30 protein-coding genes are annotated in these 24,413 nt (G+C 50.1%); 28 read left to right on the top strand and 2 right to left on the bottom strand.

Features of this window, described 5'->3' with window-relative positions; translation table 11 throughout:
- The first annotated feature begins 89 nt into the window (after positions 1-89).
- On the top strand, positions 90-824 hold the full coding sequence (locus Z042_RS22835) for a phosphoadenylyl-sulfate reductase (RefSeq protein ID WP_024910409.1): 735 nt from the start codon (positions 90-92) through the stop codon (positions 822-824).
- A gap of 187 nt (positions 825-1,011) precedes the next feature.
- Here the strand turns inward: Z042_RS22835 and Z042_RS22830 are convergent, their stop codons facing one another.
- A complete protein-coding gene (locus Z042_RS22830; RefSeq protein ID WP_024910410.1) occupies positions 1,012-1,722 on the bottom strand; it encodes an XRE family transcriptional regulator in 711 nt (236 codons plus the stop codon).
- 141 nt (positions 1,723-1,863) lie between these two features.
- Between Z042_RS22830 and Z042_RS22825 the strand changes: the two genes are divergently transcribed.
- The 26 genes from Z042_RS22825 (at position 1,864) to Z042_RS22705 (ending at position 21,279) form a co-directional block, all read left to right on the top strand.
- On the top strand, positions 1,864-2,223 hold the full coding sequence (locus Z042_RS22825; RefSeq protein ID WP_024910411.1) for an antiterminator Q family protein: 360 nt from the start codon (positions 1,864-1,866) through the stop codon (positions 2,221-2,223).
- A 426-nt stretch (positions 2,224-2,649) separates the two neighbouring features.
- A complete protein-coding gene (locus Z042_RS22820) occupies positions 2,650-3,990 on the top strand; it encodes a DUF1073 domain-containing protein (protein WP_024910412.1) in 1,341 nt (446 codons plus the stop codon).
- A 29-nt stretch (positions 3,991-4,019) separates the two neighbouring features.
- Complete coding sequence (locus Z042_RS22815) at positions 4,020-4,244, top strand: hypothetical protein (protein ID WP_024910413.1); 225 nt, start codon at positions 4,020-4,022, stop codon at positions 4,242-4,244.
- Positions 4,245-4,246: 2 nt separating this feature from the next.
- Complete coding sequence (locus Z042_RS22810) at positions 4,247-4,657, top strand: DUF4054 domain-containing protein (RefSeq protein ID WP_024910414.1); 411 nt, start codon at positions 4,247-4,249, stop codon at positions 4,655-4,657.
- A gap of 72 nt (positions 4,658-4,729) precedes the next feature.
- The gene (locus Z042_RS22805) at positions 4,730-5,131 is read left to right on the top strand and encodes a hypothetical protein (protein WP_024910415.1); all 402 of its coding nucleotides are present in this window, start codon (positions 4,730-4,732) and stop codon (positions 5,129-5,131) included.
- On the top strand, positions 5,109-5,702 hold the full coding sequence (locus tag Z042_RS22800) for a phage neck terminator protein (RefSeq protein WP_024910416.1): 594 nt from the start codon (positions 5,109-5,111) through the stop codon (positions 5,700-5,702). The genes Z042_RS22805 and Z042_RS22800 overlap by 23 nt, the downstream gene beginning before the upstream one ends.
- Positions 5,703-5,706: 4 nt before the next feature.
- Positions 5,707-7,179 carry a DUF3383 domain-containing protein gene (locus Z042_RS22795; protein WP_024910417.1) on the top strand — a complete coding sequence of 491 codons (1,473 nt, stop codon included), beginning with the start codon at positions 5,707-5,709 and terminating at the stop codon, positions 7,177-7,179.
- Between the two features lie 15 nt (positions 7,180-7,194).
- The gene (locus Z042_RS22790) at positions 7,195-7,635 is read left to right on the top strand and encodes a DUF3277 family protein (protein WP_024910418.1); all 441 of its coding nucleotides are present in this window, start codon (positions 7,195-7,197) and stop codon (positions 7,633-7,635) included.
- A 2-nt stretch (positions 7,636-7,637) separates the two neighbouring features.
- Positions 7,638-8,036: a phage tail assembly chaperone gene (locus tag Z042_RS22785; RefSeq protein WP_024910419.1), complete on the top strand. Its 399-nt coding sequence runs from the start codon at positions 7,638-7,640 to the stop codon at positions 8,034-8,036.
- Positions 8,037-8,071: 35 nt separating this feature from the next.
- Positions 8,072-8,218 carry a DUF6889 family protein gene (locus tag Z042_RS26710; RefSeq protein ID WP_071882885.1) on the top strand — a complete coding sequence of 49 codons (147 nt, stop codon included), beginning with the start codon at positions 8,072-8,074 and terminating at the stop codon, positions 8,216-8,218.
- Positions 8,219-8,298: 80 nt separating this feature from the next.
- On the top strand, positions 8,299-9,897 hold the full coding sequence (locus tag Z042_RS22780) for a hypothetical protein (protein ID WP_024910420.1): 1,599 nt from the start codon (positions 8,299-8,301) through the stop codon (positions 9,895-9,897).
- Complete coding sequence (locus tag Z042_RS22775; protein ID WP_024910421.1) at positions 9,897-10,532, top strand: phage baseplate protein; 636 nt, start codon at positions 9,897-9,899, stop codon at positions 10,530-10,532. Before Z042_RS22780 ends, Z042_RS22775 begins: the two co-directional genes overlap by 1 nt.
- Positions 10,529-10,828 (top strand): phage baseplate plug family protein, encoded by a 300-nt coding sequence (locus Z042_RS22770; RefSeq protein ID WP_024910422.1) that lies wholly within the window; start codon positions 10,529-10,531, stop codon positions 10,826-10,828. Before Z042_RS22775 ends, Z042_RS22770 begins: the two co-directional genes overlap by 4 nt.
- Before the next feature lie 38 nt (positions 10,829-10,866).
- On the top strand, positions 10,867-11,817 hold the full coding sequence (locus tag Z042_RS22765) for a phage protein (RefSeq protein ID WP_024910423.1): 951 nt from the start codon (positions 10,867-10,869) through the stop codon (positions 11,815-11,817).
- Positions 11,807-12,562: a Gp138 family membrane-puncturing spike protein gene (locus Z042_RS22760; protein WP_037405607.1), complete on the top strand. Its 756-nt coding sequence runs from the start codon at positions 11,807-11,809 to the stop codon at positions 12,560-12,562. The genes Z042_RS22765 and Z042_RS22760 overlap by 11 nt, the downstream gene beginning before the upstream one ends.
- Positions 12,562-12,915 carry a contractile injection system sheath initiator gene (locus Z042_RS22755; RefSeq protein WP_024910425.1) on the top strand — a complete coding sequence of 118 codons (354 nt, stop codon included), beginning with the start codon at positions 12,562-12,564 and terminating at the stop codon, positions 12,913-12,915. Before Z042_RS22760 ends, Z042_RS22755 begins: the two co-directional genes overlap by 1 nt.
- Entirely contained in the window at positions 12,912-14,096 is a 1,185-nt protein-coding gene (locus Z042_RS22750) for a baseplate J/gp47 family protein (protein ID WP_024910426.1), read from the top strand. Before Z042_RS22755 ends, Z042_RS22750 begins: the two co-directional genes overlap by 4 nt.
- Complete coding sequence (locus tag Z042_RS22745) at positions 14,093-14,761, top strand: DUF2612 domain-containing protein (protein WP_024910427.1); 669 nt, start codon at positions 14,093-14,095, stop codon at positions 14,759-14,761. Before Z042_RS22750 ends, Z042_RS22745 begins: the two co-directional genes overlap by 4 nt.
- Positions 14,754-15,467, top strand: a complete 714-nt coding sequence (locus tag Z042_RS25370; RefSeq protein ID WP_024910428.1) for a phage tail protein — start codon at positions 14,754-14,756, stop codon at positions 15,465-15,467. The genes Z042_RS22745 and Z042_RS25370 overlap by 8 nt, the downstream gene beginning before the upstream one ends.
- Complete coding sequence (locus Z042_RS22735) at positions 15,467-16,057, top strand: tail fiber assembly protein (protein ID WP_024910429.1); 591 nt, start codon at positions 15,467-15,469, stop codon at positions 16,055-16,057. The genes Z042_RS25370 and Z042_RS22735 overlap by 1 nt, the downstream gene beginning before the upstream one ends.
- A 16-nt stretch (positions 16,058-16,073) precedes the next feature.
- On the top strand, positions 16,074-16,952 hold the full coding sequence (locus Z042_RS22730; protein WP_024910430.1) for a glycine-rich domain-containing protein: 879 nt from the start codon (positions 16,074-16,076) through the stop codon (positions 16,950-16,952).
- Positions 16,953-17,119: 167 nt separating this feature from the next.
- Positions 17,120-18,175 (top strand): prophage tail fiber N-terminal domain-containing protein, encoded by a 1,056-nt coding sequence (locus tag Z042_RS22725; protein WP_024910431.1) that lies wholly within the window; start codon positions 17,120-17,122, stop codon positions 18,173-18,175.
- Positions 18,176-18,190: 15 nt separating this feature from the next.
- Positions 18,191-19,981, top strand: a complete 1,791-nt coding sequence (locus tag Z042_RS26420) for a pyocin knob domain-containing protein (protein ID WP_024910432.1) — start codon at positions 18,191-18,193, stop codon at positions 19,979-19,981.
- A 60-nt stretch (positions 19,982-20,041) separates the two neighbouring features.
- A complete protein-coding gene (locus Z042_RS22715; protein ID WP_024910433.1) occupies positions 20,042-20,422 on the top strand; it encodes a phage holin family protein in 381 nt (126 codons plus the stop codon).
- Complete coding sequence (locus tag Z042_RS22710) at positions 20,412-20,717, top strand: phage holin family protein (protein WP_024910434.1); 306 nt, start codon at positions 20,412-20,414, stop codon at positions 20,715-20,717. Before Z042_RS22715 ends, Z042_RS22710 begins: the two co-directional genes overlap by 11 nt.
- On the top strand, positions 20,710-21,279 hold the full coding sequence (locus Z042_RS22705) for an N-acetylmuramidase family protein (RefSeq protein WP_024910435.1): 570 nt from the start codon (positions 20,710-20,712) through the stop codon (positions 21,277-21,279). The genes Z042_RS22710 and Z042_RS22705 overlap by 8 nt, the downstream gene beginning before the upstream one ends.
- Before the next feature lie 86 nt (positions 21,280-21,365).
- Here the strand turns inward: Z042_RS22705 and Z042_RS22700 are convergent, their stop codons facing one another.
- On the bottom strand, positions 21,366-22,484 hold the full coding sequence (locus Z042_RS22700; protein ID WP_045784921.1) for an aminopeptidase: 1,119 nt from the start codon (positions 22,482-22,484) through the stop codon (positions 21,366-21,368).
- 494 nt (positions 22,485-22,978) lie between these two features.
- Here Z042_RS22700 and cysG point away from each other — a divergent pair, with 494 nt between their 5' ends.
- Positions 22,979-24,409: a siroheme synthase CysG gene (cysG, locus tag Z042_RS22695; RefSeq protein ID WP_024910437.1), complete on the top strand. Its 1,431-nt coding sequence runs from the start codon at positions 22,979-22,981 to the stop codon at positions 24,407-24,409.
- Positions 24,410-24,413 lie beyond the last annotated feature (4 nt).

The following is a 24,413-nucleotide window of genomic DNA, read 5'->3' as shown; positions in this document are numbered from 1 at the left end:
CTAAAGAAGCTGTTTAATCCGGCTACAGATTTTCTCTCTCACCCTGAGTGGGTGAGGGGATTCACGATCAGTATCAGGAGGCTAGCAACATGGCTGAATTGGATCTTGCAGCGTTGAATGCCCTACCAAAATCCGGGCAGGCGCTGGCTTTGGCGATGGTCAACGGTCAGTTGGAACACCTTTCGGCGCAGGAACGGGTGGCATGGGCACTGGAGCATTTACCCGGTGAGTTTGTACTTTCCTCCAGTTTTGGTATCCAGGCAGCGGTATGTCTGCATCTGGTCACGCGTATTAAACCGGATATCCCGGTGATCCTGACCGATACCGGTTACCTGTTTCCAGAAACCTATCAATTTATCGATCAATTGGCTGATAAGTTGCACCTGAATTTGCGGGTATTCCGTGCTGAACACTCACCTGCCTGGCAAGAGGCGCGCTACGGCAAACTGTGGGAGCAGGGGGTTGAAGGGATTGAAAAATACAATCAGATCAACAAAGTTGAGCCGATGAACCGTGCATTAGAAACCTTGGGGGCACAGACCTGGTTTGCCGGTTTGCGCCGCGAGCAGTCCGGCAGCCGCGCTAATCTGCCGGTGCTGGCGATACAGAGAGGCGTATTTAAGATCCTGCCAATCATTGATTGGGATAATCGCCGGATTTACCAGTATCTGACCGAGCATGGGCTGAGTTACCACCCGCTCTGGGAACAAGGTTATCTGTCGGTGGGGGATACTCATACCACCCGTAAATGGGAAGAGGGAATGAGTGAAGAAGAAACCCGTTTCTTCGGCCTGAAGCGCGAGTGCGGGCTGCATGAAGGGTGAGGTTACGGGTAAAGAGGGGGAATACCCCCTCACAGACTACTGACAAAGTCAGATATTAGGGAGAGCGTGCCGATGGGGTCGTAGCGGCGTAAGCCGCCGGAGCGCCCCCCGGTGCGCTAGGCCCGGGTATCTCGGGCTACAAAACACTTTGTCATCAATCTCAGAGGGGGAATACCCCTCATGATTTTTACCAGATAGTCGAAGACCAGAAAACTCGTCCAATAATATGGATACGTTGTTCAAATTCCTGGCGATTCAGCGATTCATCAGGATATTCTGCACTATTGAAACTCTTGATGAGAACCCCACCATCAGGCTTGGCCACCAGCTGCTTGACGCGGATTAAATCACCGTCCCGAATCGCGTAATAATCGCCATCATTGATCGGAAACTGATTGGCGGTATCGATCCCCACCACATCACCACTGCGCAACAGCGGTGCCATGCTATTACCAATGACCCTGACAACGCGGGCATCACGGGCATTGACGCCCAAACGGCGCAGAGTATGGCGGCGAAACGGCAAGCGATAGATTTCTCGTTCTTCTTCAGGCATGGCACCGCTGCCTGCTGATGCCTCAACGTCTAGCACCTTGATATCAATGAACTCTTTCTGATCCTGCTCCATCGATTCCCACTCTTCGACGCGTAAGCGGCTCTCTTTGATTTCATCAAGCTTAGGCGACGTTGTGGTTGAGTTTGTCTCGCCAAACAGCAACCACTGTGAGGTTACCGAAAGTGCCGCTGCCAGTTTCTCTAGATTGCGCGGCGAGCGGGTTTGCCCGGCCTCAATTTTATTGATGGACTGCTGGCTGACCCCCACTTTCTCTGCCAGGGCTTTCTGGCTCAAGCCCAGTTGTTCCCGCCGTTTGGTCAGGCGTTCACCTAAAGTTTGCATAATTTATCTCCTGTTCCCCTGATTATAAGTAAAAAAAATTCAATAACAACCTGTGAGAGCTTATACAACTCAATTATATTGATTTAACAACTATAAGTAAGTAATATACAACAACTGTATTGAGTTTGTCTTGGAGCAAAAATGAACAATGTAAAAGCAAGCCTTGAGACATGGGGAAACTGGGCCCGTTGTCATCTGGGAACCGAGTATTCAACGGTAAATATCACTTTTCAAGAAGCGCTGCCGATGAGCCGCTCCGATCTGAGACGTATCGACGACAAAGAGGGGATGTTGATAGACGCGGCGGTTTCTGGGCTTAAACGCTTTGATTTACTGGCATATAAATTGATTGTTGCTCATTATGTCTATCGTGTCAGCCAGAACCGTTTGGCGAAAGAGATTGGTAAAGCGCAGAGTTATGTCGCTAATCTGTTGCGTGTTGCTGAGGCTTTCATCGCCGGGCAGATCTTCTCTTATACCGAGCCGGCAGCAACGGCTTGAGTGTATTTTCAACCGACTTTATTGAGATACCGCCGTCAGGCGGTATTTTTTTACCCACAACAAAATAACAATAAAAAGGTGTTGTAATTATATTATTATCAGGTATAGTAACAACTATAAGGTCAAAGAGTTGTATCTTGAACTCAGCCACCTGAAGCCCTTCTCTTTACGTGAAGGGCTTTTTTGTTTGTGCACCAAAAAGCACCTTTACGGTATGCCTCTATACCGTAAAGGTTGTTATTTCTAATTGATTTTTAAGCATAAAAATCAATTCAGCAGACAGATTTTGTTAAATATTATTCAACCATATATACCCTGCATCATTCGAGTTACAGCAATACTGCTTGCAGCGGCCCCGAAGGGGCTAGGCTCACGGGCGGGCTTCAGCGCATGTAATTTGGAGTCTGACGGGTATAGGGGGAGCTAATGGTAATAGATACGCCACTCAATAATCAGCCTACAACTACCTCGTCAACCCTGGTGGGTAACGGCGATCTCCTGCCGCTGCCAGGTATCCGTGTGCCGCCATTTTCCGGCAGTGAAAATGCGCTTCCCGGCAAGATCAGCAACCAGCGGTCATTCATTGACACGGCTTACCGTTCATCTTGGCTGGTAGGCGCGGCGGTGGATACCGTAGCCGAGGATATGACCCGTAATGGGATCTCGATAACTTCCACTCTGGAGCCTGATGCCAAACTGCATCTACAGAGTGCCTGGGAAAGTTTGGCCCTGTGGGATAGCCTGAATAACGTTATCAAACAAGGGCGTTTGTATGGCGGTGCGTTGGGCGTAATCCTGCTTGATGGCGAGGATATGTCAACGCCTTTGCGGGCTGAGACGGTGAAAGTGGGCACATTTCGCGGCATGATCTCTATCAATCGCTGGATGGTATCCCCCTCGCTGAACGAGAGAGAAAGCACGCTGGGGCCGGATTTAGGGCAACCACGTTTCTACCAGATCACTGATACCTCAACCGGTATTCCACCGTGGAAGATCCATTACAGCCGGGTGATACGCTTTGATGGCATCACCCTGCCCAGCCAGCTAACGCAGGATGAAAACGGCTGGGGCATCAGCGTGATAGAGCGCATTTATGATCGAATACTGGCATTTGATAGCGCCACCACCGCCGCCGTGCAGTTAATGAATAAAGCACATTTGCGCACTTACAGCATGACCGACCTGCGCAAAATTCTGGCGATGGGAGGCCCGGCGAAAGAAGCATTGTTGACACAGATGGCCGCCATTCAGCAAGGGCAGTCAATTGACGGCCTGACGCTGATGGATGCCAGCGATAAGTTTGAAACCCACGCCTATCACCTCAATGGCTTACCCGAGGTATTGGCACAGTTTGCACAACAGCTTTCTGGGGCGCTTAACATCCCGTTGGTCAGGCTGTTTGGTCAATCTCCGGCAGGTTTTACCACCGGTGATGTGGATTTGGCGAATTACTACGATGGCATCGCGGCTCAGCAGGCGCGGCAGCTACGTCGCCCGGTCTATACCCTGATGTCGATTCTGCACCGTTCCGTGCTGGGTAAAGCATTGCCAGAGGATTTTGCATTTAGCTTCAATCCGCTATGGCAAATGTCAGATCTCGATCGTAGCACAGTGGCTATGCAGACCGTTGAGGCGCTCGGCAATGCCGTGAGCAGCGGCATGATGACGCCTTATGCCAGTGCAGAGCAGTTGCGTGATTCATCGTCGGCCACAGGTATCGGTTCCACCATCCGGCAAGACGATTTAGTACGCCTGCGTCAGGATTAAAAACGCAGTTCCCCAAGGATTAATCATCAATGAAATATTTCTTTAATGCCCGGCTCGATAACACCCGTTATCGATTAGCCGAGGGTTTCCTATTGTGTTTCGGCACGCCGTTGGTACGCCCAAAAATAACCTGTCAGGCAATGGCAGGCCGGGAGCAACGCACGGTGGGGCGGCTATCAGTGGCTCCGGTAGCTCCACATGCTGAATGGGATCAAAAACCGCCTGTGGCGGAAGCAATTAACAGGGGTCAATAATCATGCCACCACCCAACAACCAGTCATTACCCACAGAGGCACAGTTTCGTACTGATTTCCCGCAATTTAGCGATGTGACTCGTTATCCCTCGGCCCAGATCGCCCTCCATTTGGCATTGGCCGATCAACTGCTGGATGAAACGCGCTATGACCTGCTCTACCCCTATGTGGTCGAGCTGTTCGTCGCCCATTATCTCACCCTGTTTGCGGCCGATATGCGGGCCAGCACACTGGGGGGCAATAGCGGCGACAACAGTGGCGTACTGGCTAAAAAATCGGTGGATAAGGTCAGCATCCACTATGACAACGGCGCCACCCTTAATCCTCAAGCGAGCTGGTGGAATCATACCCGCTATGGGGCAGAGTTTTACGATCTGCTGCTGCTGTTTGGTGCCGGAGGGCAGCAGTTATGAGCGTTAACACAATGAAAAATAGCGTGAAATTTGCCGTGCATAGCCGATGGAAAAGCTCGGCAGGGGGTTGCCATGCCACTGCTTGATGTAACCGATATTTTGCTGGATGCCGATTTTGCCGACTCGACGCTGGTCGTCACGCGCCACTTGTTGCTGACAGACGATGATGGCGTCACCAGCGTGGTGCGGCAATCCATGCCGTTTATCGGTGTGGTTACGGTGAACCATTCACTGATGACCCAGCGTATGCCACCGAGCCAGACGATCAGTGGCTCGATACAGATCATTACGCTGGAAAGATTAACTCAGGGGCAGAGCGGGCGCGACGCCGATGTTGTCACTTATCAGGGGCGTGACTACCGAGTGACCTTTGTCGATCCCTATCTAGCCTATGGTGCCGGCTTCGTCCTGGCCCATTGTGAACTGATGCCGTTTGACGGCGGGGTGCCGGATGAGCAACAACGTTGGCAGTAATAGCCTAGACAACCTCGAAAACAACCACCTTAACCCGCGCACTGAAACCCCTTATCTGAGACCTATTTCGTCATCACAACAGGATGACATCGAACTGGAGCGCACCCTTTCCCGCTGGGTACGGGGTGTCTCTGGGCTGCCGCCGAAGCATGTTTTATTGCACTGGACTGCCGAACAGCCTCACCAACTGTCGGCCACGGAAGATTGGTGTTCCTTAGGAATACTGAAATTCCAGGCCAACGACAATCCGGCATTTGTTAATCAGACGGAGGGCAGCGCACAGCTATGGCGCAATGAACTGATTGAAATCATGGTCAGTTTTTACGGGCCTCACGGGCAACGGCTCGCGACCGAATTCCGTGATGGTGTCGCTATAGCGCAAAACCGGGAAGAACTGACTTGGGCTGGCCTCGCATTTGCGGCGTCGGGAGCCATAGTTTCAGCCCATGAACTGAAAAATAATCAGTGGGTTAGACGTTACGATCAGCACTTGACGCTTCAGCGCAAAGTGGTCAGAGAGTACGCGATCCACTCTATCCTCGAAGCACCAACACACTTTTTTGGAGAGTAAGCTTATGTCACAGGGATTACCTGTTTCTAATATTATCAACGTGTCCGTGAACATGGCGGTCCGCGCTGCACAGGCCCGTAACTTTGGTTCTTTGCTGATTGTTGGCAACTCGCCCGTCATTGATGTCCATGAGCGCCTGCGCGCCTACAGCGATATCAGCGGTGTGGTGGCCGATTTCGGTCTGAACTCACCGGAATATCAGGCAGCGAACCTTTATTACCAGCAATCCCCGCGCCCGGTGGATCTGTTGATCGGGCGCTGGGTGAAAACCGATGCTTCCGCTGTCTTGCGTGGTGGGGTTCTCACGCCAGCACAACAGCAGCTAAGCCGCTTTACTGCGGTGAAAGATGCTTCAATGAAAATCACCATTGACGGCACCGTGAAAACCGTGGGGCCGCTTGATTTCTCTGCCGACAGCAGCCTGAACGGTATTGCTGCCAAAGTGGCTACCGCCATCGGCACTGCCACGGTGGTATGGGATGGCAGCCGCTTTATCGTTAGCTCAAAAACTACGGGTACGACTTCGGCCGTCACTTATGGTTCGGTGAATACCGGGACTGACCTCTCTCTGTTGATGGGGCTGGTACAAAATGTCGGTGCGTTAGTGGTTCCCCGCAAAGCGGCAGAGAAAATTGATGAGTGTGTCGCGGCATTGGCTAACCAATCCACTGCTTGGTATGGCCTGATGATTGCGGATACCTCATTGAGTGATGCGGATATCACCAAGGTTGCCGCGTTGATTGAATCTGACGGTGTCGCGCGGATCTATGGTCACACCACACAAAACAGCAACATCTTCACTGCGGGCAGCAGTACGGATATTGCCAGCACCCTGAAAGCGGCGAACTACTCACGCACATTAGTGCAGTATTCGAGCGCCAACCCTTATGCGGTAGCTTCGCTGTTTGGGCGCGCTTTTACCGTCAATTTCAGCGGTAACAACACTACTATCACCCTGAAGTTCAAACAGCAGCCGGGCATCACGGCGGAAACCCTGTCGCAAACCGATGCCAATACTGTGCAAGGGAAAAACGCCAACGTCTTTGTCAACTACAACAACGACACGGCGATTATCCAGGAAGGGGTGATGTGTAACGGCGATTTTATCGACGAGCGTCATGGACTGGACTGGTTGCAGAACTATGTACAGAACAATCTCTACAACCTGCTGTTCACCTCCACCAGCAAAATTCCACAAACCGATGGCGGTGTAACGCGGCTGTTGACCAATGTTGAGCAGTCATTGGCGAAAGGGGTCGATAACGGTCTGATTGCACCAGGGGTATGGAACGGTGGGCCGCTGGGCATTCTGCAATCGGGTGAAACGCTGACCAAAGGCTATTACACCTATGCCTCACCGATTGCCGAACAATCGCAGGCAGAGCGTGAAAAACGCCGCGCACCGGTGATCCAGTGTGCCATCAAACTGGCGGGTGCAGTGCATTACGCCGATGTCATCATCAACGTAAATCGTTAATTTAAGGAAAAAACTATGGCTACTTATTCATTTGCAGACGTTAGCGCCACCTTGGCGGGCCCGAGTGGGGTTATTGATTTGGGCTATGGCGCTTCTAATGCCGACGAGGGGATCGTGGTCTCCATGAGCGGCCCGCAAAACACTATGACCTTGGGAGCGGATGGTGAAGTGATGCACAGCCTGCACGCGGCTAAATCAGGCACTATTAGCATTACGCTGCTGAAAACCTCACCAGCGAACAAAAAGCTCTCCTCGGTCTACGGTGCGCAAGGCCTTTCTTCCACTCTGTGGGGGAATAACATCATCACCATCCGTAATACCGCCTCTGGGGATACTATTGTGGCGCGCAACTGCGCGTTTCAAAAGCGCCCTGACCATGTTAATGCCAAAGAAGGCGGCAATGTAACCTGGGTGTTTGACTGCGGTAAGGTTGACCAGATGTTAGGAGAATTCTAAGTATGGAGTTCGAGCTTAAAGGGCAGGAATATCGAGCGAGAAAGCTCGATGTTTTTGAGCAGTTTCGTGTTTCCCGTAAATTACTCCCCGCGGTGGCGGGGGTTTTTGAGGAACTGAAAAGTGGTGAAATTACGCTGGCGGCCTTGTTGCCGCAGGTAGCAGAAGCCGTTGCCGCCATGAGCGACGCTGACTGCGACGCCATCATCCATCCCTGCCTCTCTATGGTATCGCGCAAGAATGGCAAGATCTGGACCGCTGTTTTCCAGGATGGGGTGATGATGTTTGATGATATCGACATGTTGAGCATGCTGGAATTGGTCGGTAACGTCATTCGAGATTCCCTCGGCGATTTTTTTCCCGTACCCCTCGCCAGCGAGATAGCCGACCTGCCAGCGGTTTAACGCTGGATACCCTGCCGGGGGGGGAAGAGTACCTGCTGCGCCCGGTCGACGCAGGTCTTATTCCGTATACTGCTCTGCGCGATCGTTCTATTGGCCTGGCTGATGTGGCACTGATGAATGATTTTCTCGACTTGCAGTTTGATAACGCTGAAAGGATAGAGAAATGGCGTAAGCAGAGTTAATTAATCGTTATGCATTTCGAGGGTGAGTCCGCCGTACATATTGAGGAGGGCTTCGGCCCTCTTAATTAATTGGAGGTGTTATGGCTAAAAATATATTCGCGACTAAAGAAGATGTCGATAAATTACTTAAAATGCATGGCGGTGTGTTTAAACGTAATCAAGGCTTGACTGTTACCGGTTTAAATAAAGAGCAAACTCTCGCTTATGCTTTAGGTGCAATGCACAATGAGAGTGATGGGAGACAACGTGCCGAAAATTCTAAAGGCTATGTAGGTTTATTTCAGTTTGGTGCAGCAGCACTTACTGATGCTGGTCTTATCAAAATGGACAAGTATAAAGCTTATCTTGGGGCAAATGTTAGCCAGAAGAGTTTTTTGAATAATAAAGATAACTGGACAATCGCAGGAGGCTTGGAGACTTTTCTTGACGATCGTGATTTGCAGTATAAAATTTTTATTAAAAACAGTAACAGAAATATCAGAGCTGGAGAGAGTGAATATAAAAATTATGTAAAAAACCCTGAAGGGAAATCTGTTCTTGATAGCGTATTCCCTCCGATTTTAAATGCCAATAGTACGGCTATTGAAAGAGCCGGGTTCGCCATGGGGGCACACTTAAAAGGAGCTACTGGGGCTAATAAGTATTTTCATCTCGGGAATAATAGCAGGGATGGAAATCGAGTAGAAATAAGCTCTTATGTTGAAAGAGGAAAGAGAAGCGTTAACGATCTCTCATCCATAGCTGCACAATTTTTAAGTAGTTCCTCTCTGGCTAATAGTGAAAGCAAGCTAGAGGATGTTATAGCAGTATCAAAAGATGATACCATTCCTATCGTTCCGAATGCGCAGTTAGAAAATTACATACCACCACTTATTACGAAAGATATTGAAAAAGAGTATGAGGGCTATAAATGGGCTAAGGGAAAGGGGAGGTTAAAGGATGGTACGCCTACAATAGATTGCTCACATCTGGTTAATGAGATCTTAAAGCGATATGGCTATAAAATTCCTTACCAAACCACTGCGGAATTAAAGAGTTCAAAATTCTTTGACGAGATAGATGTCAAAGATGTGAAGCCGGGAGATATTGCATTATGGGATGGCCATACTGGCATAGTTGAAGAACCTATAAATGCCGATGAAAAAATAGGCAAATTTTATGGTTCACAAACGAGTACGGGACCGAGTTCTACATATTTTGGTCCAAATACAGGTTACTGGGAGAAGCCTAAGTCATACTTACGCCCCAGAGCTGAATATTTAAATCCAACCTCACAAAAAAATACTGCGGTAGAGCAGAAAAAGGTCACTCCTCCGAAAGTGCCCCCTTCGCTTGGGGCAGTAAAAAGCAACACCAATGTAGCGAAAGAAAAAAGGCCATCATCCGGCTATGAACTGCTAAATAGCATGATGTCAGCATTAAAGCAGTTGCCTGTGCCTAATTTAGAACACGCCAGTAAAACATTACTTTCGCAGCAGCCAGAGGATTATCTTTCTGCAAAAGGCTGTTGCTGTGCATCAGGCAAACCGGGAGCGGCCTCAACGGTGATTAACCAGAACACCTCTATTACGTTAAATGCCGAATGTAAGGATCCCCATGCGCTTGGCAAAATAGTGACCAATGCACAGGAGCAAGTGAACAGAGATATGATGCGCAAAATAACACCGAGGACATCATAATGGATCTGTTATCAGTGCTGTTTAATCAGCAAAAACGGCGTATCGGTGTCATTGTGCCCAGCATTGTGATCAGCGAAAGACACAGTGACAGCACGGTAATCACCGAACATCCGGTGGGTTTCGGGGCCGCGATTAACGATCACGCCTATAATCGCCCAGCCGAGCTGGTGATGGAGTTGGGATTTGCCGGTGCGGGTTCATTGGTGGATTTTTTTGATACCTCGCAGTATGAGATTGCCGGGCAGGAACTTTCCATTGGTACCAATCCGAAAGAGATATATCAGCAGTTACTGGATTTACAAAACACATTTGAATACTTTGATGTCACTACCGGTAAACGACAATATAAAAATATGCTGATTCGTTCATTGAATGTGACTACGGATGCAGCCACTGAAAATGTGTTAATGATTACCCTCGCCATGCAGCAAATTAATATCACTAATACTCAAACCGTTACCGAAACCCCAGTTGAAGACATGGCTCAGGGGCAGAATACCGCCGGTGTTGCTAACACTGGGGTAAAAAACCCTCTAACAGTGAATCCGAATAATATGTTGAGAGCGTTTGTCGATAGCGTTACCGGAGCGATAAAAACGGGGGTGTCTGAACTTAAAGGAGTCATGGAACGATGATAGAAATTGCACTGACTGCGGATAATCAGCGTTTCAGAATCACATTAAGAGGCGTTGAATATCAAATGACATTACTCTGGCGCGATAACGCTGGATGGATTTTAGATATTGCCAACAGTAGCGGAGCCGATATTGTCAATGGCATACCTCTGGTAACCGGAGTTAATCTTTTACAGCCCTATCGACATCTGGGCTTTAATGGTGCGTTGGTGGTTGCCTCTGATGTTGATATTTATGCTACACCTACCAAAGATAATCTTGGTAGTGCTGGGCATCTGTATTTTATTGCCAGTTGAAACTAATAGTATGGAGTGACCTTATTGGTAGGTGAGATATGAGTGAAAACTGGGTAAGAAAATGTTCCCTGGTGATGGTTGATGAAAAAGGTAATGGACTGGATTTATCCTCTTTTAAATTCACTTTCTCAATCACCTGGCAGGATACCAAATATCCTAAAGAAGCGGTGTTTAAAATTTATAACCTCTCGTCCGATGTGGCGAATAAAATCACCCGCGGGGAGTTTGCAAAAATACAGCTGTTGGCCGGGTATCAGGATAACGCCGGTTTGATATTCAGTGGGGAAATAAATTTCTCTATTGATGGCAGGGATAATGAAACGGATACCTTTGTCACCATCCAGGCATCGGAGAATGATAAGGCTTTCTGCTATGCAACAGTGAATACTACGCTGGCCGCGGGATACAGTAAGACGGATATTTTTCAGGCTTTATTAAAAGCGGTGAAAAACTTTGGCGTGACCGTCGGTCTTATTCCTGAGCTGGATGATGTTAAAATGCCCCGCGGCAAACCGATCTATGGTATGCATCGGGATGAGATGGACCGCCTGGCGTTACAAAACAAGGCGACCTGGCAATATGTCAATAACACTATCCAGATGCGGCCTGATAATACCCACAGTGCCGGTACTATTGTTCTTAACAACAGGACTGGATTAATTGGCATGCCTCAGCAGACCATTGACGGTGGCATTAATTTACGATGCCTGATTAACCCTAATATTATTATTAATAGCCTGGTGAGGCTTGATAATAGCAGTGTCTATAATACGACGTCACCGATTGACAATGCGAATCCTGCTAAAACAGCGAAAAAGCCAGTTAAAGTACCATCTTCGATATTATCAAAAGATGGTGATTATAAGGTGATTAATCTCTCTTATCACGGCGATACTCGCGGCAATGAATGGTATATGGATTTGGTCTGTGTCGCCAAAGGTAAAGCGGACGCTATCACGTTAAATAAGGTAAGGAGTGATGATTACTAATAAAGAACGGGCCAGTTCGACGGAGTTTATTCTCGACACCCTGCGGGAATCTATCTATTCAGAACTCCGTGTGGCAATGCCGGGGATTATCGAATCCTTTAATGCCAACGCGGTGACCTGCGAGGTGCGCCCCGCCATTCGCGGCAGGATTGAAAACCCAGACGGCACAGTGACGCAGGTGGAATTACCTCTGTTGGTGGATGTTCCGGTGATCTTCCCGCGCGGTGGCGGTGTCAGCCTGACGTTTCCAGTGAAAAAAGGCGATGAGTGTCTGGTGGTGTTTGCCGATCGCTGCATTGATTTCTGGTGGCAAAACGGTGATGTACAGGATGCGGTAGATGGGCGAATGCACCATCTGGCGGATGCTTTTGCCATTCTCGGGCCACAGTCGCAAACTCATAAAATCAGTAATATCAGCACCTCATCGGCGCAGCTGCGCAGTGACGATGGGGCTGCGATGATCGAACTGATCCCTGGCAGCCATGCGGTTAATGTCACCACGTCGGGAAAACTGACGGCGAATGCTAATGGTGGAACCGAGATCACCTCTCCTAGCATCGTGCTGAATGGCAATGTCACCATCAATGGCAACCTGTCGCAAGGCATGGGGAGTGGTGGTGGCAGCGCCACCATCAACGGGCCGGTGACCGTGAAAAATGATGTCACAGCATCCGGTATCAGCCTGAAAAATCACAAACACGGCGGTGTACAAACCGGCAGTGGCACCACAGGAGGAGCACAATAATGCGCTACCGCAGAGAAGACAGCTCCGGCGATTACATTTTTGGCGCTGGAGATAACACCTTTATGGTCAACACGCCTGAAGCTGTGGCTCAAGCAGTGAAAACCCGTTTTGAGTTATGGCAAGGGGAGTGGTTTTTGGATACCACGGCGGGTACACCTTATAAAACCGATATTCTGGGGAAGCATAAATCGCTGGTCTATCAGATGGCCGTTCGTGAACGCATTCTGGGAACCCGAGGGGTAAGCGAAATCACTGATTTTCAGGTGCAAGTCAACCCGCAGACCCGCCGCGTGATCTTTACCTCCACTATCAACACCTTGTACGGAACAACCACCATTAATAGCGAGGCATAATGCTCAATCTTGATACATTAGGGTTATCGGCCAGCGTCGATGCCCAAGGGATTAGTGCGCCCGATTATCAGACAGTCCTTAGCACGCTGACGGCCTTTTTCCGCCAGATTTATGGCGAAGATGCTTACCTGGAGCCGGATAGCAAAGATGGGCAGTGGATCGCCGTGATCGCGCTGGCCATTCATGACGCCAATAATATGGCGATAGCGGTATTCAACTCGTTCAGCCCAGCAACGGCGCAGGGCCGGGCATTGGAAAATAATGTCAAAATCAATGGCATTACTAAAAATGCTGCCAGTCAATCCACGGCGGATGTGGTACTCAGCGGGCAAGTGGGTACTCAAATCACCAACGGCGTGGTGCGCGACACCAATGGCATCAGTTGGAGCCTGCCGAGCAACGTAGTGATCGGCTCGTCGGGGCAGGTAACGGTGACCGCCACCTGCCAGGTGATCGGTGCGGTGATTGCCTTGCCGGGCGATCTTAACGTGATTGGCTCTCCTACCCGTGGTTGGCAAGCAGTCACCAACCCACAGGCGGCGTCACCGGGGCAGCCGGTGGAGTCAGATGCGGAACTGCGTATCCGCCAATCGCGATCGGTGTCGCTGCCGTCGCGCACGGTGTTGGAGGGGATTATCGGTGCCATCGCCACTCTGCCCAATGTGGAGCGTTACCGGGGTTATGAAAACGATACCAGTATTACCGATAGCAACGGCATTCCCAGCCATTCGATTGCGATTGTGGTGGATGGCGGTGATGATCGGCAGATAGCCAATACCATTGCCACCAAAAAAACGCCGGGAACCGGGAGCTATGGCACCACGGTTGTTCCCGTGACCGATCAGTATGGCATCACTCGCTCGGTCTCTTTCTTTCGCAAAACCAGCGTTCCGATCTATGTACGGGTCACCTTGAAGCCTTTGGTGGGTTATACCACCAACATTGCTGAGGCGATTAAATCTGCCATTGCTGATTACATTAACGGCGTGGCGATCGGCGATCCGGTATTGCTGCACCGCCTGTTTGTCCCTGCCAATCTCAATGGTGAAGGGCGAGCCTATGACCTGGCCGACCTGCAAATCGGCAAATCCGCCAGCGCACTGGCTGCGGCCAATATCAACGTTACATTTAATCAGGCGGTTACCTGCGCGGCGGCGAATGTCACAGTGGTGACGACATGAATACTTATCAACAACTCATCACTGCCTACCATGCCGATAAACCGAAATATCTCGATACCATCGGCTTGAGCAGTGCGCCGTTTACGGCTATCCAGTCAACCCTGGGCGATTTTATCAATAAGTTTGATCTCGACCGTGCGGTAGACAGCCAGCTTGATGCATTGGGATTGTGGATTGGTATTGGCCGGGTGGTCAGAAGCACCATCAATGGTATTTATTTTTCCTTCGATACTACCGGGTTAGGTTACGACCAAGGGAGTTGGCAAGGTGTGTTCGATGATATGGGGTTTACCGCACTGGATGATGAGGCTTACCGCACCATCCTGCGCGCCAAAATCCTGGCGAACAACTGGGACGGCACGATGGCGACCCTCAGTAATATCTATCAGAGCGTTTTCCCCGATGACAAAACCCAGATCTTCGCCGTTGATAACCTTGACATGACGATGAGCGTTTATCTGAGCGGGGCCCCATTACCTGCCGTGCTGCAATCCATCATTGCCTTTGGCTATCTGGATGTAAAACCCGGCGGCGTGCGTATTGCAGATTACACCATGGTGTCGGAACCAGGGCCGCTATTCGGTTTTGATGCTGACAATAAATATCTATCCGGCTTTGACAAAGGCATGTGGGGCTTGGATCTAAAGGAGATCACTAATGGCTAAAAATGATTTTTTACCTTTCGGCATCGGAGCGGGGGCGAATGTCCTTACCCCGGCAGACTGGTCGGCACTGCCTGCGCGCAGCAAAGGCTTTGCCTCCGGTGCGGCAAAGTCGAAAGAACTGAATACCGCCTGGCGACAATCCAGTGTGATCAGCAGCGTAGTAGCGCAGTTTATTGCAGATAGCAGCGGCAAGGATGTGTTGGATAATGGTGATACTACGGCGCTACTTGCTACGTTAAAGAACCTGTTAACCCCAACCGGCGTTCCGCTCCCCTGGCCGACGGCGACCCCGCCTACAGGCTGGTTAAAATGCAATGGTGCGACATTTAGTAAAACACTTTATCCCAATCTGGCGCTAGCTTATCCCAGTGGAATACTACCTGATTTACGCGGCGAGTTTATTCGCGGGTGGGATGATGGGCGGGGGGTGGATATGGGGCGAACATTATTGTCCGCGCAAAGTCACGCAATGCAACGGATGACGGGGAGCACTACCCCTATTCATGCTCAGACACTGGGGACAGATTTTAGTGGAGATGGTGTCTTAAAATTAATAAAAACAAATATGACGATACCATCAAACAGTGGTGGATTGAACACGGGGGGGCCCGGTATTTTATTTGATAATGCCGTGGCGGGAATTAATACCTCAACGGAAAATCGCCCCCGTAACATCGCATTTAACTATATTGTGAGAGCTGCATAATGAATCAGGCTATTTTAGATGGCAGTTATATTGCTACTATTTCAGGAGTGGTTACCGTATTTAATTACGATGGCACAACAGGGGAATATCTGAATTCCTGTGAGGAGTTTTTATCCGAGGGGGTAGGGTTGCCCGCTAATGCCTGTATTGACGCACCACCAAAATGTAAAGCCGGATATATTGCTCGCCGTGTCGGTGATACGTGGGAAACTGTTGCGGATCATCGAGGTAAAACACTGTATAGCACCGAAACCGGTCAACTCCTAACGATCAGTGAACTGGGAGGTTTGCCAGTAAATAGCACGATCTTGGCACCTAATACTCCATATGATAAATGGAATGACAAAGAATGGGTTACTGATAAAACCGCACAGCATGATGCTGATATCACTGCTGCAACTCATCAGCGTACAGAGTTGATTGCGGTGGCTAATGCAGCAATTATGCTTTTAGCAGATGCCGTAGATTTAGATATGGCAACCGAGGCAGAGGTAGTATTGCTCAATAATTGGCGGCGTTATCGCGTTCAATTAAATCGCGTAGAGATGAATGCCGCCCCTGATATTATCTGGCCTGAATTACCTGTATAAATAAAGGATATCACCTATGGCTAAAAATGAATTTTTACCTTTCGGTATTGGGAACGGTGCTAACGTATTAAATCCAACAGATTGGTTAGCTCTTAGTTCACGTAATGCTGGTTTCGCTACTGGTATCGCAAAATCGAAGGAAATGAATACCGCCTTACGGCAATCGAGTGTCATTACTAATGTAGTAGCACAGTTTATTGCAGATAACAGCGGGAAGGATGTGTTGGATAATGGTGATTTATCTACGTTGCAAAAAAATCTATCCGCTGCGTTATTGAATAGCGTTTCTGGTCGACTACTTAATACCCAGACATTTACAGCATCGGGTACTTACATTCCTACTACAGGTACTAAACGTATTCGAGCTAAAGTTTGGGGAGCTGGGGGAGGAGGGCAGGGTATGTCATCAACATCAATAAATAGTGGGGCAGTTGGTGGTGGAGGTGGGGCTTATGCCGAATCCCTTATTGATGTGACTGGAGTTACATCAATATCTGTAACTGTTGGTACCGGTGGAACCGCAACGGTTGCAGGTAATAATAGCAACGGTGGCAATGGTGGGAAATCGTTATTTGGGAAACATATTACCTGTGAGGGTGGTCTAGGGGGTAATCAAGGAAGCATAGCACCGGTACAGGCGACTGGTGGCACGATAATAAATATCAGTGGGCAGGTTGCTCAAGGTGGTGTAATTCTCAGCGGTGGCATAATCGTCGGTGGGGTTGGCGGTGGAAGCTTTGGTAGCGCGAGCGCAAACCCACATATTTCTATCCCTTCTGATAATGGACAATTCCCTGGCGGTGGCGGTGCCATGGGTACTTATATTTCTGCTACACAGCTACAACCATCGGGAATGGGGGCAAACGGCTATGTAATAGTTGAAGAGTATTCGTAATGGATTACGTATTAATGAACCAAATTATTCCGCATACCCGCATGTGGATAGTTTGCTCATTGAGTAATGATATACCCACTCTAAATGATATATGCATATCCAAGAACGGCGGTTTAGAGATGCAGTTAGGACTTTAATCCGTCAAAATTACATGCTGGAATTAACAAATGATAAAACTATCAGGTAGCTACCTTAGTCCAGAAGGAATACCCATTCCCTACGCCAATCTGGTTATCACTTCCCGTCATAATACCCGCCAGACTTTTTTACAGATAGCGGCCAGTGTTACCACCGGAGCCGGGGGCGAGTATCAACTTGAACTCTACCCTGGCGAATATGTGGTGACGGTGGTGTATAAAAACGGGCAGCGTGTGGTGTTGGGGACGATTACCCTGCTCAATGATAGCCCATCGGGGACGCTTAATGACTATCTGGTGGACAGCGCCCCGGAATTGACTGGCCCGATTGTGCTGGCAGAGATACGGGCTGCTGCGAAACAAGCACAGAAATCGGAGGATAATGCAAAAAGCTCTGATCTGGCCGCTGCGCAATCCGTTCATAATGCAGCGAACAGCGCCAGTGCTGCCGCCAATTCTGAACTGTCTGCCGGGAAGAGCCGTGATGCCGCAGCCAGCAGTGCCAGTGCAGCGGCGCTATCTGCCGCTGCGGCGCTGAAATCAGAAATCAGCGCGCGGGATGCTGCCCAGCTTGCGGCTGACACTGTAGCCAATAATGCGGCGATGATTGCGCAGGTATCACAGCAGGTGGAGGCCGTCTCTGACGCTGCGGTGGTGACATCTGCACAACTGAGCGCCTCTCAAAGCCAGCAACGTACTATTAATGGTACGGTGAATGGCCGGTTGGATGCGCTTGATAACCAAAGTGTGGTGCTGGCAAACGCTATTGATAGTGAAGCAAAAAGCCGTACCATTGCGGATAGCGAGTTGGCACAATCAATATCGGCTCTGCAAGTGGATGTGAATGCGGCAGATGCGGCACTTGGCAACGGCATTACGGCGATATCTCAAGCGTTGGCTAATGCCGATACCATACAAACCACATTAACCAGTAATATCGACGACCACCTGGAATGTACCGCCAGCACCGCCGTTGAGGCGTGGATCGCTAATGCCAATATATTGAATACATTACGTCAATTAACTTCTTCTCTCTCTACCATCAATGCCCGGTTAACGGCATTTGAATCTAGCAATATAAAATAATAAGGAAACTTCATAATGGCTTCTACAGCTTGGTATCGCACAGGCACGATAGCGCTTGCGCAAAATTCAACCACCGTTACCGGAACGGGAACCCAATGGAACAACCCGGTTTATGGCGTGGCCCCTGGCCAAATGCTGCTACTACCCGGTGCGGGTACGGTGGTGATGTATGAGATCCAGCGCGTGGTCTCCGATACGCAAATCACCCTGGCTACGCCTTATACCGGCAGTGCCGCCACGGGGCAGCAATATGCGATTGTCACCGCGTTGGTGGGCAGCGTGGCGTATTTCTCCCGGCAATTGTCGGTGCTGGTCAATCAGTGGCAGAGTCAATTGGATGGCTGGCAGCAGATTCTTAGTGGTACTGGCGATGTCAAACTGACCGCGCCTGATGGTTCAACGGTGACGGTGAAATCGCAGGCGGCGTTGACGGCGGCGATCAATGATACGTTGAATAAAACCACCACCACGACACAGACGGTTGCCAGTGCGGTTGAATTCAAGAAAAACATCACATCAAATGGCGATCAGCAAATGCGGGCTACCAGCACCACGCCCAATCTTTTGCTGAGATTCCGTGATGCCAATGATGTTGAAAAGGGGGCGATATATTCAGACACCGCTACCGGGAATATGACCATTCGCTGGAATGGAACGGCATATTCGATGAGTGCTAAAGCTGATGGTTCGGTGACATTCCCCGGTGATGTTTATTCAGGCTCTAGCAAATTAGCAACAAGAGCCACATCATTAGGTACAACGGATTTAAATACTGTATTTGATGAGGGAGATTTTTATCAGTACCTCAATGCTAATGCTACGGTGGCGAGAAACTATCCGACAGGTGTGGCGGGCGTTTTAAGAGTTCTGAGGTCGAGGGCCAGTATTGGCAGTGAATCATATGCAACTCAAATATATTTCCCCTACCGTTTTGGCGATCACTATTTCCAGCGTGCATATGATGCTGGAATAGCGACATGGACAGCATGGGAGATTTTCGACTCTCGCAGTAAAAATGATGCTCGTTATTTGCAAATAGGTGCGTATGGATTGGGAGCAGATTATCGTCCAGCAGTGACTGGCATTACGCTTGCATCTGATTATCGTATTAATGGCCCGGTATTTTTTAGTAAAAATACAGTCACTGATTCATTTGGCGGGGAGGATAATCACATCCTGAACGTGTTCGGAAATACGGCTCGTACATCCGGCTTACAAATAGCATCTAACGTTACTGCTGGCGCGAGATTTGGTTTTAGGCGTATTGCCAGTAGCGTTGCAGGATCGTGGGTTGAATGCTGGACAGATAAAAACACCACCGTAGATGCCAACGGCTTTATCAAGAAAGCCTCTCCAATCGTTAAACTGTTTGGTGATGGCACCAGCGAACTCAACGATCAAAGCCAAGGTGTTACCACTGAACGCATCAGCGAAGGGGTTTATCGTGTGTTTGGCACGTTTGGTTTTAACTCGGATGCTGAATGGGGCGGTATTGATGGCGGTATTGAGATACCGACCGACCGCAATAAGCTGCCGCTGGTGTGGGTAGATTATGAGGTTGATGCGTCTGGCGATCTGCTGATCAAAACTTTCCACCGGGCAAACTCATCGGCACCGGCGTTCGCTAAAAACATCATCACGGGCTACAAAGACGGCGACCCGATCGACATCCCAGCAGGCCGCTGGCTGGATCTGCGTGTGCAGGTATATAGCGCAGAGCCAGAATTAGCAGAGGAACCACTGGCAGATAATCAGCACACAAACGATCTTGACGATGAACCGGTCGAAGAGAACCGTACCGAATAATGTTCAATTTGCTGTACCCAGCCCCGCAATGCGGGGCTTTTTTATTTTTGAGGAGAGTCTATGTCAGAACCTGTTTCAAGTGCGGCAATGGCTACCGCTATCGTCACTGGTGCGACTATCGCCGGGCTGCTGTCTGGGCCGGAGGCCGCCGATGTGGTGATCGGCGCATTCATTGGCTCGGTGATCTTTGTTATTAGCGCGAAGGATTACCCTTTTGTCACCCGAACCGTGCTGTTTTTGGTGTCGTTCGTGATCGGCGTGGTATCAAGCGAATTTTTTGCCAATGCGCTATCCACTACGCTACCGGGCGAACTGGCGGTGACTAAGCTGATTGGGGCCATTGTCAGTTCAGCCGTCAGTGTCCGTTTATTAATGGCATTAACCAAGCGCGCTGCGGATCCCGATCTGCTCAAAAAAGGGGGGCATAATAATGAACCTTGATACTCTGTGTTTAGTGATTAATGGAATAGCCTGTGGTTTGATCTCACTACGCTTACTCGCTTTCCGCCGGGGCAACAATGAGCATGATTATGGTACGGCTATTTTTGCTTTCTGCATCATTGCGGCCAGCGGCACGGTGGCGATCCGTCTTGCCCTGGGCGTATACGATGAGGTGGATCCTGCTGAAGCTTTGCTCAACGTTGCGTTATGTATTGGCGTGTTTGCGGTTAAGGGCAACATCAAACAATTAGTGCATTTTTCTGGTATTAAAAAAAGTGGGGTTGACCATGAGTAATTTGATATTTCAGGATTATCAACGGGTTGTGGAGCTGTTGGGTGTCCCCGGCGCGGTAGTGCAGGCGGTGGCTGAAGTGGAAAGTGCGGGGGCGGGCATGCTGCCTGATGGCCGCCCCAAAATTCTGTTCGAACGGCATGTGTTTCGCCGCTTATTGTTGGAGAAGGGGGTTAAGGTTGATGGTTTGCCTGCCGATCTGGTTAATCGCGTAGCGGGGGGTTATAGCAGCGGTGCTGCGGAGCACGATCGTCTGGCACGGGCAGTGGAGATCGAGCGTGAGTGTGCGCTCCAGTCATGCAGTTGGGGTGCATTCCAGATCATGGGTTATCACTGGAATTTGTTGAAATATCCTAATTTACAAGCCTTTATCAACGCGATGTATAACAGTGAGGCGGATCAGTTGGAGGCATTCGTGCGTTTTATCAATGCTAATTCGGCGCTGGTTAAAGCCCTGCGTGCGCTTGACTGGGCTGCGTTTGCCAAAGGTTATAACGGCGCTGGTTACGCGAGCAATAATTACGACAAAAAAATGGCTGCGGCTTTCAGCCGAGCTGGGGGCTGATGATGAAAATCTACGGAACACCGAGAGTGGGCCTTGCTGATGTTGGATTCTCAGGCTAAGTCAATTGCTGCATCAAATGCGGCTCTCTAGTCGCTGAGTCTTGAATCGGCAGAGGATGATTGGCGCTTAGGTTGCACTCTTATTTTTTCTTTCCGTGCTTCTCTTATCTCTATAGCAGGTTGCGCCTGAGCCAGCTCTTTAAGCAGCGGCAACAGGATCTGTACGCTGTCGCGGCTGCGCTTATCGATCCGCCCTGGCAGATGGCTGTCCAGATAGTGCAGATTGTCATATTGTGGCCGATGCCAGGTGATCCCCTGCGGAAACTGCGGGCTGATAGCAACCTGTTGATAGCCATCTTTTTCGCCCAGCGACCAGTTGGTGGCTTCTACTGCCATCACTGGAATTTTGGCATCATCGAACACATCCTGATCGGAACAGCAGCCGGTCCCTTTCGGGTGTTTTTTATTACCGGGGTTAATGGCGGCGGCAATACCGTGATTATGGGCAATGTCCAAGGCGCGATCGCGGGAGATGTTTGCGATTTCCGGCGGTGTATTGCGCCCTGAGTGGAAATACAGACGATCACCGGTGATCAGGTTGTCGAGGTTGATAACTAGCAGGGTATTGTTACGTTCTTCCTGTGTCATGTGTTTCAGGTAGTTTCTTGCTCCCAGAGAGTTGAGTTCTTCACCGCTGGTGGCAATAAAACGCAGATTGTAGTTGGTAGGAATATCTTTCATCTGTTTCGCCAATTCCAGCATGACGCCAACGCCAGAGGCATTATCATCCACTCCCTGCAACGTAAGGCCACCAAGGCCATTGTCCAGTTCGTTGCTACTGCGTGGGGTGTAGGTGTCAAAGTGCGCCACAATAATGATCTGTTGCGCCTGAATTCCCTTTTTGGCGGCAATGACGGAAGTAACACGGGTACTGAACCAGTCTTCGCTGGCATCTTTGTTGGTGTAAAGGTAACTGGCATTGAAGCTGCGCAGGTGGCTGGGATAACCCATTTGGGTAAATTGCTGTTTCAGATAGTCGGCGGCGTGTGATTCTGCCGCAGTCCCCACCATCCTGCCAGGGAAATGGGTTGCGATATAGCGTGTCTGCTGGGCGGCAAATTGGCCCAATGGCACTGTTTTGACCGGTTTGATTGCTTGGGGTGCCGCGGTAACGTTTGCAGTATTTTTGAAGGTGGCAAGCAACATCTGTTCAGCGGCAAACTGACCCGGTGTGGATTCTTCGGTAGCTGAAACCTTTGCATCGTTGCCGAGGGTGGAGATCAACATCTGTTCAGCGGCAAATTGGCCTAATGGGGTTGCTTTAGCCGATTTGGTGGTCGCTGAAATATTTGCAATGTTGCCAAGCATGGCGATCAACAGACCCAATCTCAGGTAACCATGGGGAAACATGCCGAAAAATCCTTATTTAATACTGTCGATATAGGCTGTATCCTGCGAATTGACCGCCAGTAGCCTCATAGGCAATTAAAGAGCGCTGCCTAGTATGGGATGCTATTGGCGATTACACAATTTCTTCGTTTCTTAATATTCGCTGCCGAGCGTCCGCACGATTTATCGCTTTTGACGCTGATACGGTGGCCTTATTCCATTATCGAACTTGGTATTCCTTTTCGTCATTTCAGAGGCTAAATTCCACCCCGTATAGTCACACTATCTTTTGGTTATAAGAAAAGGCCGTTGTGGACTACCTACCCCTATTTGCCGACCTTAAACAACGCCCGGTGCTGGTTGTTGGCGGTGGTGAAGTGGCTGCGCGTAAAGTCAGCCTGCTTCAGCGCGCTGGAGCTGAGATACGGATAGTTGCACAGGAACTCTCACCGGAAATTGAACATCTGCATTTGCAAGGGCAGGTTCATTGGCTGGCGCATTCTTTTGCTCCGCAGCAGTTGGATGAAGTGTTTCTGGTTATTGCGGCTACCGATGACAGCAGCTTGAACGCGGAGGTTTATGCCGAAGCGGATAAACGCCGCGTGTTGGCGAACGTGGTGGACGATCAGCCGCGTTGCTCCTTTATCTTCCCATCAATTATCGATCGTTCACCGTTGGTGGTGGCGGTTTCTTCCAGCGGCCAAGCGCCAGTGCTGGCGCGGATGCTGCGTGAGAAGCTGGAGGCCCTTTTGCCAACCAGCCTTGGGCAGATGGCGGAAGTGGCCGGGCGTTGGCGTGGCCAAGTGAAACAGCAGCTTTCTTCCTTGGGTGCACGGCGCCGTTTTTGGGAAAAAACCTTTGGTGGCCGTTTCGCCACGCTGGTAGCCACAGGTCAGGTAGTGCAGGCAGAACAGCAGTTGGCACAGGATTTAACGGCTTTTGCGCAGGGGCATGCAGGCAAACAGGGGGAGATCGCCCTGGTGGGCGCAGGCCCGGGTGATGTTGGTTTGCTGACGCTGCGTGGGTTACAGGTGATGCAGCAGGCGGATGTGGTGTTATACGACCATTTGGTGAGTGATGAAACGCTGGATTTGGTGCGGCGTGATGCCGAGCGGATCTGCGTGGGCAAACGCGCCGGAGCGCATTCGGTGATTCAAGAAGAAACCAATCGTTTGTTGGTGGAACTGGCACAGCAGGGCAAACGCGTCGTGCGGCTGAAAGGGGGCGACCCGTTTATCTTTGGCCGTGGCGGCGAAGAGTTACAGGTAGCGGCCGCGGCAGGTATTCCGTTTCAGGTGGTGCCAGGGGTGACCGCTGCCGCAGGGGCGACGGCGTATGCCGGTATCCCGCTGACTCATCGCGATCACGCGCAGAGCGTGACCTTTATTACCGGCCATTGCCGCCCGGACGGGAGTGGCTTGGATTGGGCCGATCTGGCGCGGGCACGGCAAACGTTGGCAATCTACATGGGCACCATGAAGGCGGCCGATATCAGCCGTAATTTGATCGTGCATGGTCGTGATGCTACCACGCCAGTGGCGGTGATCAGCCGCGGCACACGGCCCGATCAGCAGGTGCAGACGGGTACGTTGCAACAACTGGAACAACTGGCTCAACAGGCCCCATTACCGGCGTTGCTGGTTATTGGTGAAGTGGTGGAATTACACCATCAAATTGCCTGGTTTGGGCAGCAACCGCAGGCGGAAGGGGGATCTCGCCCCGCCGTCGTGAATTTGGCTTAGGCTT

The organism is Chania multitudinisentens RB-25 (genome assembly GCF_000520015.2).
In the GTDB taxonomy this organism is placed as follows: domain Bacteria; phylum Pseudomonadota; class Gammaproteobacteria; order Enterobacterales; family Enterobacteriaceae; genus Chania; species Chania multitudinisentens.
This window is presented reverse-complemented; position numbering and strand designations above follow the sequence as displayed.